Source organism: Kitasatospora sp. NPDC088742 (assembly GCF_055584905.1).
Map to the genome: position 1 here is coordinate 42,507 of NZ_JBVJLD010000028.1, position 13,912 is coordinate 56,418.

Sequence of the window (13,912 nt, forward strand, 5' to 3'; positions counted from 1 at the left end):
TAACAATTCGAAGGGCAAGAGCCCGGACCGACGTTGTCCATATCGGTATCAGGGCGAGGCGGGGCCAGAGGCGCGGGCGAGCGTCTCCAGCGGCCGGGCCAGCAGCTCCGAGAACGCCAGCTCGGCGGCGCCGATCAGCACGGTGTCGTCGCCCAACTCGCTGACCCGCAGCCGCAGATGCTCGCGCACCGCGGCCAGCGCGTTGGTGTTGATCCGGCTGCGCACCTGCGCGGCGGAGCCGAGGAAGACGTCCCGCAGGGTGCCGCCGAGGATCACCAGGTCCGGGTCGAAGAGGTTGACCAGGTTCGCGATGCCGATCCCCAGCCAGTCCCCGACCTGGTGCAGGGCCGCCCGCGCGGTGACGTCCCCGAGGGCCGCGGCGGTGACCACCGACCGGACCGCCTCGGCCCCGGTGGCCCGGCCGTCCCGCCCGGCCGCCTCCAGCAGGGCGCGCTCGCCGGCCTCAGCCTCCAGGCAGCCGCGGGAGCCGCAGCCGCACGGCCGCCCCTGGAACGGATTGACCGTCATGTGGCCGATCTCCCCGGCGTATCCCCGTTCGCCGCGCAGGAGTTCACCCTCGCTGACCACCCCGGCGCCGATGCCGATCTCGCCGTGCAGGTAGACCAGGTTCCGGCTGCCGCGGCCGATGCCGCGCCGGTGCTCGGCGAGCGCGCCGAGGTTGGCCTCGTTCCCGACCAGGACCGGGACGTCCAGGCCGAGCCGGGCGGCGAACGCCCCGGCGAAGTCGACGCCCTTCCACCCCATGTTGGGGGTGAGACCGATCAGTCCGTCGGGGTGGCGGACGATGCCGCGCACCGCGACTCCGACCCCGACGCACGAACTGCCCTGCGGTGTGCGGTCCAGCATCTCCCGGGCGAGCCCCGCGAGGACGGCGGCCACCCGGTCCGGGTCCTGCGGGTGCCCGTCGGGCCACGGGCACTCGCGCCGGTCCAGGAGGACGCCGCCCAGTCCGATCAGCCCGGCGGCCAGCCGCTCCACGCCCAGGTCCACCGCCAGCACGTGCACCCGCGCGGACTCCGGTTTGACGACCAGTGAGGGCCGCCCGGCCCGGCGGGTCTCCTGCGGCAGCTCCTCGTGGACCAGGCCGGCGGCGGCCAGGTCGCCCGCCAGTCCCAGGATGGTGCTGCGGTTGAGGCCCAGTCTGGTCGCCAGCTCCGCACGGGAGATGGGCCCGTCGAAGTGGACCAGACGCAGCAGGGCGCCCAGGTTGTGCTGGCGGACCTCGTCCTGGGAAGGACCGGCTTTCATGACGGGCGACCTTCATCGTCGGGCTGAGCGGCGGCGGGACATGGCGTCCACTCCGGCGGCCACCAGCAGAACCGATCCCGTGACAGCGTACTTGACCCCCGAGCTGTACCCCATCAGGCCCATCCCGTTCTGGATCACCGCCACCACCAGGCCGCCGAGCACCGCGTCGACCACCCGGCCGCGGCCGCCGAACAGGCTGGTGCCGCCGATCACCGCACTGCCGACGGCGAGCAACAGGACATTGCTGCCACCGGTGTTGGGGTCCACCGAGTTGCCCCGGGAGGCGGCGATGATGCCGCCGACGGCCGCCAGGCAGGAGCAGATGACGAAGGCGGCGGTACGGATGAAGGCGACGTTGATGCCGGCCCGCCGGGCGGCCTCGGGGCTGCCGCCCACGGCGTAGATGTGCAGACCGAAGCCGGTCCGCTGCAGGACCAGCGTGCCGAGCAGCAGCAGGGCCCCGATCACCGGCACCACGACGGGCACGCCCTTGAGGGAGCTGACCACGATGTTGCGGCTGCGCTCCTGGTTGAGCAGGAACACCGCCACCCCGCCGAGCGCCACGACCGCGCCGGTCCGCAGGACGAGCAGCGAGGCCGGCGTGCCGGCCAGGCCCCGGCCGCGCCGGTCCCGGCTGCGGCGCAGCTGCACGACCGCGTGGGCGACCACCGAGGCGGCCAGCAGGAGCCAGCCGAGGGCGGGGCTGAGGTTGTCGTTGGCGACGGCCAGGATCGTCGGGTCCTTGACCGAGACGTTGGTGCCCTCCTTCAGCAGGATCAGCACGATGCCCTGGAAGCCGAGGAAGGCGGCCAGCGTCACCACGAAGGAGGGGATGCCGACCTTGGCGACCAGCGTCCCGATCAGCAGTCCGATCGCCGCGCCGGTCAGCACGGCGGCGGCCACCGCCGCGTACCAGGGCCAGCCGTGGTCGGTCAGCAGGATGGCCAGGACCGCGGCGCAGACACCGCTGGCGTACCCGGCGGAGAGGTCGATCTCGCCGAGCAGCAGGACGAAGACCAGCCCCATGGCGATGGCGATGCTGCCCGCGCTCTGGGTGAGCAGGTTGGCGAAGTTCAGGTTGGAGAGGAAGACCGGGCGCAGCACGGCGAAGAACACGCAGAGCACGACCAGGCCGGCGACGGCGGGCAGCGCACCGAGCTCGCCGGCGCGCAGCCGGTCGAGGTAGCCGCGGCCGGCCGCACCCAGGCCGTTGGCCGCGGGGCCGCCCGGTGCGGGGCCGGTGGACGCGGCGTCGGCGGACCGGTCCGGACGGTCGGGCCGGTCGGGCTTCCCGGGGGCGAGGGCGGCGGTCATGCGGCGGCTCCGTTGGGGGTGTGCTGCGGGCCCGGGCTGCCGCTGCGGCCCGAGGTGATCAGTTCGACGACCTGGGAGTGCGTCACGTCGGAGGCCTTGACCTGGGCGGCCATCCGGCCGAGGTAGAGCGCGGCGATCCGGTCGGAGACCGCGAAGACGTCGTTCATGTTGTGCGAGATGAGCACCACGGCCAGCCCGTTGTCGGCCAGCCGGCGGACCAGCTCCAGCACCTGCGCGGTCTGCGCCACGCCCAGCGCGGCGGTGGGCTCGTCGAGGACCACCAGCTTGCTGTTCCAGAGCACCGCCTTGGCGATGGCCACGGTCTGGCGCTGCCCGCCGGAGAGGCTGGAGACCTTCTGGCGAAGGGACTTGACGGTGCGTACGGAGAGCCCGGCGAGGGTCGCGGCGGCCATCTCCTCCATGGTCGAGTCGTCCAGCACCAGGCCGCGGCGCTTCTCCCGGCCCAGGAACATGTTCTGGACGATGTCGAGGTTGTCGCAGAGCGCGAGGTCCTGGTAGACGATCTCCACGCCGAGCTCGGCGGCGTCCCGGGGGCTGTGCACCTGGACCGGCCGGCCCTCGAAGAGGTACTCGCCCGCGTCGGTGGAGTGGATCCCGCCGATGCACTTGACCAGCGTCGACTTGCCCGCGCCGTTGTCACCGACCAGGGCGGTGACCTCCCCGGCGTGGGCGGTGAGCGCGACGTCGTGCAGGACCTGGACGGCGCCGAAGCTCTTGTCGATCCCGCGCAGTTCGAGGATCGGGGTGTCTGTCATGGGTGTGGCTCCTGGGGATTGGCGGGGCGGGCCCCGGGCCGGCGGTGCCCGGGGCCCACGAGTACGGCTGCTCCGCGGCGCGCTACTTGAGGCCGGCCTTGGTGCAGAGCGCCTCGTAGTCGGCGGTGCACAGCTGCGCCCTGGTGACGTACCCGTCGGTGAGCACGGACTGGATGTCGGCCTTGAAGACGGCTTGGGGTGCCAGCAGCACCGACGGAACGTCCCGGTTGCCGGTCGGGTCGTGGACGGTGGCGCCGGGCTGGCTCTTCTTGCCGGCCGCCAGCTCGACCGCGAGGGCTGACACCGCGTCAGCCTCCTTCTTCACGGCCTTGTAGACGGTCATGCACTGGTCGCCCGCGAGGATGCTCTGCAGGCCCTGGACGCTGGCGTCCTGGCCGGTGATCGGCACCTGCCCGTTGCGGTGGTTCTTGCGCAGCACGGCGATGGCCGAGTTGGCGAGCGTGTCGTTGGCGGCGAGCACCCCGGCGATGTCCGGCTTGCTGGTGTACATCTGCTCGAAGATGGTCTGCGCCTGGGCGCCGTCCCAGTCGGGCACCGACTGGTTGGGGCCCTTCTGGAACTCCCCGGAGGCGTACTTCGGGTCCAGCACGCCGTTGTAGCCGTTGGCGAACAGGGTGGCGTTGTTGTCCGTGGGGGAGCCGTTGAGCTCCGCGATCACGGGGTTCTTGGCGCCCATGTCGGTCAGACACTTCGTCAGGCCCTCGCCCTGGAGCTTGCCGACCTGGACGTTGTCGAAGCTGACGTAGTACTGGGCGGAGCCGCCGAGGGTGAGCCGGTCGTAGTCGATGGTGGCCACGCCCTGGGCCTTGGCCTTGTCGAGGACGGCCTTGCCGGTGCCGCTGTCCAGGTTGACGATGATCAGCACGTTCACGCCGCTGGTGATCATCTGGTCGGCGATGGTCTGGAAGGCCTGCTTGTCGTTCTCGGCGTTCTGGATGTCGTAGTCCACGCCCGCGGCCTTGAAGGCGGCCGCGAGGTAGGGGCGGTCCGCACCCTCCCAGCGGACGGAGGACTTGCTGTCCGGCAGGATCACGCCGATCTTCGGCTTCTTGGCGCTGGTGGAGCCGGTGTCGGAGCCGGAGCCGGAGGAACCGCAGGCGGTGAGGGTGGAGAGCACGGCCGCGGACAGGGCGGCGGTGGCGAACAGGAGCCCCTTGCGCATCGGGCAGGGTCCTTTCGAGGTGGGTTTGTTGTGCGCGACAACATACGGCTTGCGCAGGGGCCCGCCAAGACCTCGCGGCAGGCCCTGCGGGTAACGATCGAGTCACCGCCGGTGCCGGCCGGACACCCCGGACGCACGTCCGCGCAGACCAGCCCCCCGGCCGGCCCGCGCGGACGTGCTCAGTGCGTCAGGTCCTCAGTGCGTCGGTACGTCAGCTCCTCAGTGCCTCAGTGCCTCAGTGCCTCCGTGCGTCGGCGTCCCGGTGCGTCAGGCGCCGAGCGTCCACTGCTGGTTGCGGCCGCCACTGCAGCCCCAGAGCTGGACCGCGGTGCCGTCGGCGGTGGCCAGGCCGGCCACGTCCAGGCAGAGGCCCGACTGCACGCCGGTGACGGTGCCGTTCGCGTTGAACTGCCACTGCTGGTTGGGCTGTCCGTTGCAGGACCAGACCACCGCCTTGGTGCCGTTGGCTGTGCCCTTGGCGTTGGCGTCCAGGCAGAGAGTGGTGCCGTTCACGGTCACGGTCAGCTCGTTGGACGCGGTCCTGGTCCAGGTCTGGTTGGCGGCGCCGTTGCAGCCGAAGATCTGCTGCTGGGTGCCGAGCGTGGTGCTGGGGTCGGTCAGGCACTTGCCCGCGTCGACCGCGCGCAGCGCGCCCTTGGTGCCGCCGCCGGGCGCGGCGGCGTCCAGGCCCAGGAAGCGGATGGCCTGGGAGACCATCGCGGTGCCCTTGACCGGCAGTTCGTGCCCGAGGCCGGCCAGGCTGTAGGCCTCGACCTGGGTGGTGCCGGAGCCGTTGTTGTACCGGGTGCGGGTCCAGTTGGCGGCGGGGGAGTCGGTGGAGGACGGGGTCTGGCTCACGCCGAGCACGTCCGTCCACTGCTTGATCTGCTCGCCCAGGTTGTTGGGGCTGAGGATGGTGTCGTTGGTGCCGTACCAGAGCTGCATCCGCGGCCGCGCGCCGGTGTAGCCGGGGTAGGAGTTGCGGACCAGGGTGCCCCACTGTTGCGGGGTCTTCGACACCCGGCCGCCGGCGCAGTCGCCGTTCCAGCCGCGGACGCTTCCGGTGTAGAAGCAGCGGTGCGGCACGCCCATGAACGCCGCGCCCGCCTTGAACACGTCCGGGTAGTCCGCGAGCATCACGTTGGTCATCATCCCGCCGGACGACTGGCCGGTCACGTACACGGCGTTGGGGTTGCCGCCGTAGTGCTGCTCGACGTAGGTGATCATCGACATCAGCCCGACCGGGTCGCTCCCGCCGCCCCGGGTCAGGGCCTGGTCGGAGGAGACGTCCCAGCACTGCTGGCTGGGCGTCGACGGGTAGATCACCAGGAAGCCGTACTGGTCGGCCTGTGCGGCGAAGTCGGTGCTCGAGTACAGGTACGGGCCGCTGCCCTGACAGCCGTGCAGCGCCAGCAGGATCGGCGGGTTGGACTTGACGTTGCCCGGCACGTAGAGGTGCATGGCCAGGCCGGTCGGATTGCTGCCGAATCCGGTGATCTGGGTGAGCGAGGCCGCGGCCGCCGGGGTGGCGGCCGGTATGCCCAGGCCGAGCGTGAGACCGGCTGCGGCAATGAGGGTGATCAGACGGGATTTGAGAGAGCGGAATCGGGACATGGGACCTCTCCGGCCGGATTTGTTTTGAGCGTTGATTATGGTGAGGCGCCGTCACCGTGAAAGCAATACCGACGCATGCTCAAATCACCGGCCACGGGGCCGAGTTGGCGCGGACGGGCTTGCCGCGGCCGCGCTCCCGTCGCCTTCGAAACTTTCGAAGGCCTAACGGGAAGCCGATCAACCCCGTTGCCCCGCACCGGCTTTCACGCTCCTGGCCTGCGGATACGTGATCGGCGCCGAGCGGAAGTTACGAAACCTGGGTCGAAAGTGTTGACAGCCCGTCAAGCGCGGCCCAACACTGGCGCCGTCGACAAGTCCGAGCAGCCGCGGGCCACCACCACTCGCAGCAACTGGCTCGCGGATCCGGACCGTTGTCGGCAGATCGGTTCTGCAATACCGCCGCGCCGCCACTCCACCCCGCTCCGGCGCACGGCGGAAGAATCCCCACCACGCGTTGACGGCGCTTCACCTGGGCATGTCGGTCAGGGCCGCGTTGAGCCGTCAATTGTTAGCGCTAACAGTCGAATTGTCGACCCCCACCGCAATTCAGACTTCCCCCACTCCTTAGGAGCGATCCGTCATGCCACGGTTCGACAGGAAATCCCGTCTCCGCAATTCCCTGACAACGGCCGCCTGCCTGGCCGCCCTCGCGATCCCGGTGGTCGCCGTGGGCCCGACGGCCCACGCCGCCGGGACCACGCTCGGCACCGCGGCGGCCGACTCCGGCCGGTACTTCGGCACCGCGGTGGCCGCCGGCCGGCTCGGCGACTCGACCTACACCGGCATCCTCGGCCGTGAGTTCAGCATGGTCACCCCGGAGAACGAGATGAAGTGGGACGCCGTCGAGCCGTCCCGCGGCAACTTCAACTTCGGCGCGGGCGACCGGGTCGTCAGCCAGGCCACCGCCAACGGCCAGCGGATGCGCGGCCACACCCTGGTCTGGCACTCCCAACTGCCCACCTGGGTCAGCTCGATCCGCGACGCGAACACCCTGCGCGGCGTGATGAACAACCACATCACCACCGAGGCGGCCCACTACAAGGGCAAGATCTACGCCTGGGACGTGGTCAACGAGGCGTTCGAGGACGGCCCCAGCGGCCGGCACCGCAGCTCGGTCTTCCAGGACGTGCTGGGCGACGGCTTCATCGAGGAGGCGTTCCGCACCGCCCGGGCTGCCGACCCGGCGGCCAAGCTCTGCTACAACGACTACAACATCGACAACTGGACCGACGCCAAGACCCAGGGCGTCTACCGGATGGTCAAGGACTTCAAGTCCCGTGGCGTGCCGATCGACTGCGTCGGCCTGCAGAGCCACTTCGGCGCCGGCGGCCCGCCGTCCAACTACCAGACCACGATCTCCAGCTTCGCCGAGCTCGGCGTGGACGTCCAGATCACCGAGCTGGACATCGCCCAGGCCGGCGCCAACCAGTACGCCAACACCGTCAAGGCCTGCCTGGCGGTGGCCCGTTGCACCGGCATCACGGTCTGGGGCATCCGGGACAGCGACTCCTGGCGCGGCGGTGAGAACCCGCTGCTGTTCGACAACAACGGCAACAAGAAGGCCGCCTACGGCGCGACCCTGGCCGCCCTCGGCGGTGGCGGCACCACGCCGCCGAGCGGTGGCATCGTCTCCGGCACCGTCTACACGCTGACCGACGTGGCCGCCGGGCGGGTGCTCGACCTGCCCTCCGGCCAGAACGGCAACGGCACCCAGCTCCAGGTCTGGGACTCCAACGGCGGTTCCTCCAACCAGCGTTGGCGCGCCGACCAGAACTCCGACGGCTCCTACACGCTGACCAACATCGCCAGCGGCCGGGTGCTGGACCAGCCGGGCGGCCAGGCGGCCAACGGGACCAGGATGCAGGTCTGGGACGCCAACAACGGTGCCAACCAGCACTGGAAGGCCGCCCGCAACGGCGACGGCTCCTACACGCTGACCAACGCCTCGAGCGGCCGGGCCCTGGAGATCCCGGGCGGGCAGACCGGCAACGGTGCTCCCGTCCAGGTCTGGGACTCCAACGGCGGCGCCAACCAGCACTGGAACTTCAAGAGTTGACCCGCGCGGGCCGGTGCCGGCCCTCGGCACCGGCCCGCTCGCCCACCAGCTCATGAGCTGAACGAACGTCCCGAATCCCTTACCAGAGGAGGTCCTTGTGCACCGACGACATTCCGGCCGCAGGCGGCTGACCGTGATCCTGACCGCCATGATCTCGGGCGCGGCGGCACTGGCGGCGACGCTGGTCGCCAGCCCGGCCCAGGCCGCCACCACCGGCGCACTGCGCGGCGCGGGCTCCAGCCGGTGCCTTGACGTGATCAACATCAGCCAGACCGACGGCGCGCAGCTGCAGATCTACGACTGCTCGGGCGGCACCAACCAGCAGTGGACCTCGACGTCCACCAACCAGCTGACGGTCTACGGCAACAAGTGCCTGGACGTCCCCAACCACGCCACCACGGCCGGCACCCGGGTACAGATCTGGTCCTGCACCGGCGGCACGAACCAGCAGTGGCGGGTGAACACCGACGGCACGGTGGTCGGCGTGGAGTCCGGGCTCTGCCTCGACGTCTCCGCCGCCGGCACGGCCAACGGCACGGCGGTGCAGCTCTGGAACTGCAACGGCGGCAGCAACCAGAAGTGGACCGGCCTGACCGGGGGCGGCGGCCCGACCCCGACCCCGACGCCCACCCCGACCGGTGGCAACTGCGCCCTCCCGTCGAGCTACCGCTGGTCCTCGTCCGGCGTGCTGGCGCAGCCGGCCAACGGCTGGGCCTCGGTGAAGGACTTCACCAGCGTCGTGGTGAACGGCAAGCACCTGGTCTACGCGTCGAACGTCAACGGGTCCTCGTACGGTTCGATGATGTTCAGCCCGTTCACCAACTGGTCCGACATGGCCTCCACCGGTCAGAGCGGGATGAGCCAGGCGGCGGTGGCGCCGACGCTGTTCTACTTCGCGCCGAAGAACATCTGGGTGCTGGCGTACCAGTGGGGTGCGTGGCCGTTCATCTACCGCACCTCCAGTGACCCGACCAACCCCAACGGCTGGTCCGCCCCGCAGCCGCTGTTCACCGGCAGCATCACCGGCTCCGGCACCGGCCCGATCGACCAGACGCTGATCGCCGACGACCAGAACATGTACCTGTTCTTCGCCGGTGACAACGGCAAGATCTACCGGGCGAGCATGCCGATCGGGAACTTCCCGGGCAACTTCGGCTCCTCCTACACCACTGTCATGAGCGACACGGACAAGAACCTGTTCGAGGCCCCGCAGGTCTACAAGGTCAAGGGCCAGAACCAGTACCTCATGATCGTCGAGGCCCGCGGCGCCAACGAGCAGCGCTACTTCCGCTCCTTCACCGCCACCAGCCTGAACGGCACCTGGAACCCGCAGGCCGCCAGCGAGAGCAACCCCTTCGCGGGCAAGGCCAACAGCGGCGCCGGCTGGACCAACGACATCAGCCACGGTGACCTGATCCGCTCCAACCCCGACCAGACCATGACCGTCGACCCCTGCAACCTCCAACTCCTCTACCAGGGCAAGAACCCCTCCGCGACCGGCCCCTACGACCAACTCCCGTGGCGCCCGGGCGTGCTGACCCTGCAGCGCTGACGCCCACCCGCCCCACCAGGGAGCCCCGGCCGACCCGGCCGGGGCTCCCTGCGTTCGGTCCTCGTAGCGGAAGCCAAATGGACATTTGTTGACGTTCATCGGACAATCGGCACGGTTTCAGCCGGTGATCGTTCGAGGGGGACGCACAACATGGGACGCCGAGAGGCCCCGCTGGATCCGGGCAGCGGACCGCTCGCCCGGTTCGCCTTCGACCTGAGGGAGCTGCGCCGTACGGCCGGTTCGCCCTCCTACCAGGAGCTGGCCCGGGTCACCCACTACGCCGCCTCCACACTGGCCGCCGCGGCGGCCGGCCACAAGGCGCCGAGCCGGGCGGTGCTGGCCGCGTACGTCGACGCCTGCGGCGGCGACGCCGAGGAGTGGGAGCGGCGTCGGCTCGCGCTGGCGGTGGCGGCCCGGCCTGACGGGGCGTCAGCCGAGGAGCCCGAGCAGGTGCCGGAGCCCGAGCGCGTGGTCGTGCCCGAGCCGGTCGGCCACGGGCCGACCCGGTGGCAGTCCACCCTGCTGCGCCGGTTCGGCGCCTTGGTGGCGGCGGCCGTGCTGCTGCTCACCTGCGCCGCCTCGCAGTCGCCGGACTCCGACACGCAGGACCACCGGCGCTGGCTGCGGCTCGGCACCGACGTGCCCGACCGTTACCGGGGGCTGATCGTCCGGGCCGGCACGCTCTGCGCGGCGCCGCAGGTCTCGCCCGCGCTGGTCGCCGCGATCCTCAAGACCGAGAGCGGCTTCGACCCGGGCCTGCACGACCCGGCCCACGACGAGTACGGCATCGCCCGCTGGACCCCTCGGGTGCTCCGCTACTACCTGCCCGAGGACGAGCAGCGCCGGGTGCCGGTGCCGCCCTTCGACGAGCGGACCTCGATCCTGGCGCTCGGCCGGATGCTCTGCACCCTCTCCCCGCAGTTGGAGGGCGTCGCCGGGGACCCGGTGATGAACCTGGCGGCCGCGTACCGTACCGCGACCTGGGTGGTGCAGCAGGAGAACGGCGTGCCGCAACGGCTGCGCGCGTACACCGAGGTGGTCCGGGGGCACCTGCTCGCGTACGCGCCCGAGCACGGCGCCTGCCTGCCGTACGCGGCCGCCGCGAGCTCCTACCCGAGGGCGTGCGCGCCGTTCGCGCACTGACCGGATCCGGGTGTTCCGGGATTGTCCGATGATTGACCGTCAATTGTCCGATGGGCCGCTGACCGGCGGGAACGCGGCCCGGCATGCGGTTGTCTGGTCCCCGTCACCGGGCCCGTCCGGCCCGGCGCCACCCAGCCACGAACGAGGGGGAACCACACCCGTGTCCACGTCCCGCATCCGCAAGAGCCTCACGGCGGCCGTCACCGGCCTGGCCGCCTTCGCCGCCGTCCTGGTCTCCGCGCCCGGCGCCGCAGCGTACGACGGCAGCCCCTGCCACAGCCCGACCCAGCGCAACCTCACCAACCCGTACAACGGCTACACCTCCAGCGTGACCGTCACGTACTGCCCGCTCTGGCGCGGCAACGTCCCCGTGTACGCCAGCCGTGACCTGGGCAGTGGCATCGTCGGCAACCTGGTGGTCGGCGGTTCCGCGAACTGGTTCGTCTACGAGAAGCAGGGCGCCACCGTCAGCCTCAGCGGCGGCGTCAACAACTGGTGGGCCAGCACCCTCGCCGACAACGGCCAGTGGGGCTGGGTCCCCGAGGTCTACTTCTCCGGCGGAGACAACTACGAGAGCGACGCCGGCCTCTACGAGCCGGGCGACGTCGCCTGCGTCTGGCCCTGCAGCAACCAGTTCCCCACCGCCCCCTGGCGCGCCTGACGACCCGTCGCCCGGAGGCGGTCCGATGACGCCGGCGCCGTGGTAGGCCCGGTCGTGGTCAGGGACATTCATCCGATCCACCGAGCACGGGTAGGTCGCTCGGGGCGGCGTGACGGAGCGTCAGGACGACGCCGCCCGGCTCACCGTGCCGGAGCGTCGGTGGAGGGAGCGGCGGACGGGCCGTGGGAGTGCCGGCGGTGGCTGGTGTCGCAGAACGGGTAGTGCCTGCTGCGTCGGCAGGCGCAGAGGGCGACCACGGGTCGGTCCGAGCGCGAGGTGCTGCCGTCGGGCAGGACGACCTCCACCGGGCCTTCCACCAGGATCGGGCCGTGCTCGGTCGGACGGACGCGCACGGTCGCCCGGCCGCGCTCCGAGGCGGCACCGATCGGAGTGGCGCCGGCCGGGGTGGCGTCAGGTCCGGCGGGCACCGCGGATCACCACCAGTTCCTCCTCTCGCGAACCGGCGGGGATCAGGCCCCGCCGTTCGAACCAGCCGGCCCGGGCGGTCATCACGGGGCCGAACTCCTGCCGACAGCGGGCCACCACGGTGGTGTCCAGGCCGGCGCGGCGGAGGGCGGCGACGGTGGCGGCCGGGGCGGCCAGGGAGGACTGCACCAGCAGGAGGACTCCGCCGGGTGCCAGCAGTTCGGGGGCCTGACGGCAGATCCGGTCCAGCAGCAGCCGGCCGTCCGGGCCCGCGTCCCAGGCCCGGGCCGGTCCGTGCGCCGGTGCGGCCGGGCCGGGGGCGGGGACGTACGGGGGGTTGCTGATGACCACGTCGAATACATGGCCGCGGACGGGGGCGGTCAGGTCACCGTGCCGGAGGCGGATGGCGCGGCGGCGCAGCCGCGCGTTGAACCAGGCGGTGGCCAGCGCCAGACGGGAGACGTCCACCGCGGTGACGCGGGCGCCACGGGCGGCCGCTACGACGGCCAAGGTGCCGTTTCCGGTGCCCAGTTCGAGCAGCTCGCGCCGCTCGGGGCTGCGCCCGGCCAACTCCTCGGCCATGGCCTGGGCGAGCAGGGCGCTGTCGCCCTGCGGCGGGTAGACCCCGGGGGGTGTCAGCAGTCTCATGCGCAGCGCCTGCCCCGGGCGGGCCGTGCCAACCACGAGCTGCCCGGGGGCGGAGGCCTCGGAGGTGGATGTTTCGGACCGGGCAAGCAGGAAAAGCGCCCCCCCATGGATGCCATGGACTTCGCGACACAGACCCAGCTCGCCGGCATGGGCGGCAGCCCGCTCTGGCTGATCCTGGCCGGAGTGCTGATCGCCGCGGTGATCATCCTGGCCTTCGTCCTCGGCCAGCGCCGCAAGGACCGCGAACCGCCGCCCACCGGCCTCCACGGCCGTCGCCGCCGACCCTGACCGACGCGCCTCGGAGGCGAGAAGCGGTGGACCAAGGCCTGGTGCTGCTGGTGGCCTGGGGCCAACTGGGGCTGCTGGCAGCCGTGTTCCTCTACTTCGTGCTGCGGGAGCGACGGTGAGCAGACGGGCGACCGACCGGGCCGCGGCGCTGGTGGCGGTGGTACTGCTGGCCGGATCGGCGGCGTGCGCCGGCTCCTCCCGGACGGACGACGACTACCGGCACAAGGCGGCCCACACCCTGGGCTCGGCGGTGGCCGCCGCCCGGACGGTGACCACCGGCGTGGACGGCCACCTCTACGCGACCGCCGTCCTGGTCGGACCGCAGGCCCTCGGGCCCAGACTGCGCGGCCGGCTCGGGCAGTGGTGCCGGGCCGCCGCCGCCCGGCTCTCGCTCTCCGGCGCGCCCGGGCCGGGGCGCCTCCCGCTGGAGCGGATCACCCACATCGGTTCCGCCGTGGTCCGCACCCCGGGCCCGGACCGGGTGCACGCCCTGGAGGACTGGACCCGCACCCACCTCGTCGACCGCATCCCGGGAGCCGGCCATGCCGATCGCTGACCACTCGGGCCACCACGCGCTGCGCACCGCCGACCTGATCGGCGCCGCCCTCCTCGACGCGGCCGGCCGGTCGGCCACGTCAGCGACCTCGGCCTGACCGAGGCCGAACTCCCGGGCGGGCTACCAGGGTTGCGCCTCACCGGGCTGGTCGCGGCGGAAGGGTGGGCGGCCCGGCTGCTCTGCCTGGACCACCGCCCCGCCGACCGCCCCCTGCTGCTCGCCGCGCTGGCCCGCCGGATGACCCGGCGGGCCCGCTGGGTGCCCTGGAGCGACGTCGCCCTGGTCACCCCCGGCACCGACCGCCACCCCGGCACCGACCGCCACCCCGGCACCGTCCACCTGCGCGGCGGTGCCCACCCCGTTCCGCTGCACCTCGCCGGGGGAAGGCCGGGCGGCGACCACCGCGATCCGCCGGCGCGGTGAACG

Annotated in this window: 14 protein-coding genes; 7 read left to right on the forward strand and 7 right to left on the reverse strand. The window is 71.8% G+C overall.

All coding sequences use genetic code 11. The features are described 5' to 3' along the window. Window positions 1–48: 48 nt before the first annotated feature. The 5 genes from ACZ6ZR_RS21970 to ACZ6ZR_RS21990 form a co-directional block, all read right to left on the reverse strand. Window positions 49–1,269, reverse strand: a complete 1,221-nt coding sequence (locus ACZ6ZR_RS21970) for an ROK family protein (RefSeq protein ID WP_465644723.1) — start codon at window positions 1,267–1,269, stop codon at window positions 49–51. 12 nt (window positions 1,270–1,281) lie between these two features. After that, the gene (locus ACZ6ZR_RS21975; protein WP_465644725.1) at window positions 1,282–2,583 is read right to left on the reverse strand and encodes a sugar ABC transporter permease; all 1,302 of its coding nucleotides are present in this window, start codon (window positions 2,581–2,583) and stop codon (window positions 1,282–1,284) included. Continuing rightward, window positions 2,580–3,359, reverse strand: a complete 780-nt coding sequence (locus ACZ6ZR_RS21980) for an ATP-binding cassette domain-containing protein (protein ID WP_465644727.1) — start codon at window positions 3,357–3,359, stop codon at window positions 2,580–2,582. The genes ACZ6ZR_RS21975 and ACZ6ZR_RS21980 overlap by 4 nt, the downstream gene beginning before the upstream one ends. A gap of 82 nt (window positions 3,360–3,441) precedes the next feature. Further along, on the reverse strand, window positions 3,442–4,542 hold the full coding sequence (locus ACZ6ZR_RS21985; RefSeq protein WP_465644729.1) for a sugar ABC transporter substrate-binding protein: 1,101 nt from the start codon (window positions 4,540–4,542) through the stop codon (window positions 3,442–3,444). Window positions 4,543–4,809: 267 nt separating this feature from the next. Further along, complete coding sequence (locus tag ACZ6ZR_RS21990; RefSeq protein WP_465644731.1) at window positions 4,810–6,156, reverse strand: extracellular catalytic domain type 1 short-chain-length polyhydroxyalkanoate depolymerase; 1,347 nt, start codon at window positions 6,154–6,156, stop codon at window positions 4,810–4,812. A gap of 580 nt (window positions 6,157–6,736) precedes the next feature. Here ACZ6ZR_RS21990 and ACZ6ZR_RS21995 point away from each other — a divergent pair. From ACZ6ZR_RS21995 to ACZ6ZR_RS22010, 4 genes are all read left to right on the forward strand, one after another. Next, window positions 6,737–8,212 (forward strand): glycoside hydrolase family 10 protein, encoded by a 1,476-nt coding sequence (locus ACZ6ZR_RS21995; RefSeq protein ID WP_465644733.1) that lies wholly within the window; start codon window positions 6,737–6,739, stop codon window positions 8,210–8,212. Window positions 8,213–8,360: 148 nt separating this feature from the next. Next, the gene (locus tag ACZ6ZR_RS22000; protein WP_465644853.1) at window positions 8,361–9,764 is read left to right on the forward strand and encodes a non-reducing end alpha-L-arabinofuranosidase family hydrolase; all 1,404 of its coding nucleotides are present in this window, start codon (window positions 8,361–8,363) and stop codon (window positions 9,762–9,764) included. A gap of 150 nt (window positions 9,765–9,914) precedes the next feature. Then, a complete protein-coding gene (locus tag ACZ6ZR_RS22005; protein ID WP_465644735.1) occupies window positions 9,915–10,907 on the forward strand; it encodes a hypothetical protein in 993 nt (330 codons plus the stop codon). A 160-nt stretch (window positions 10,908–11,067) separates the two neighbouring features. After that, on the forward strand, window positions 11,068–11,568 hold the full coding sequence (locus ACZ6ZR_RS22010; protein WP_465644736.1) for a hypothetical protein: 501 nt from the start codon (window positions 11,068–11,070) through the stop codon (window positions 11,566–11,568). A gap of 140 nt (window positions 11,569–11,708) precedes the next feature. Here the strand turns inward: ACZ6ZR_RS22010 and ACZ6ZR_RS22015 are convergent, their stop codons facing one another. Both ACZ6ZR_RS22015 and ACZ6ZR_RS22020 read right to left on the reverse strand, forming a co-directional pair. Then, window positions 11,709–11,954 carry a CDGSH iron-sulfur domain-containing protein gene (locus tag ACZ6ZR_RS22015; protein WP_465644855.1) on the reverse strand — a complete coding sequence of 82 codons (246 nt, stop codon included), beginning with the start codon at window positions 11,952–11,954 and terminating at the stop codon, window positions 11,709–11,711. 25 nt (window positions 11,955–11,979) lie between these two features. Then, complete coding sequence (locus ACZ6ZR_RS22020) at window positions 11,980–12,642, reverse strand: HemK2/MTQ2 family protein methyltransferase (protein ID WP_465644738.1); 663 nt, start codon at window positions 12,640–12,642, stop codon at window positions 11,980–11,982. A 114-nt stretch (window positions 12,643–12,756) separates the two neighbouring features. Between ACZ6ZR_RS22020 and ACZ6ZR_RS22025 the strand changes: the two genes are divergently transcribed. The 3 genes from ACZ6ZR_RS22025 (at window position 12,757) to ACZ6ZR_RS22035 (ending at window position 13,909) form a co-directional block, all read left to right on the forward strand. Beyond that, entirely contained in the window at window positions 12,757–12,930 is a 174-nt protein-coding gene (locus ACZ6ZR_RS22025; protein WP_465644740.1) for a DUF6479 family protein, read from the forward strand. A 115-nt stretch (window positions 12,931–13,045) separates the two neighbouring features. Further along, window positions 13,046–13,486, forward strand: coding sequence for a hypothetical protein (locus ACZ6ZR_RS22030; protein ID WP_465644742.1), 441 nt, complete (start codon window positions 13,046–13,048; stop codon window positions 13,484–13,486). Between the two features lie 129 nt (window positions 13,487–13,615). After that, on the forward strand, window positions 13,616–13,909 hold the full coding sequence (locus tag ACZ6ZR_RS22035) for a hypothetical protein (RefSeq protein WP_465644744.1): 294 nt from the start codon (window positions 13,616–13,618) through the stop codon (window positions 13,907–13,909). Window positions 13,910–13,912: the final 3 nt, after the last annotated feature.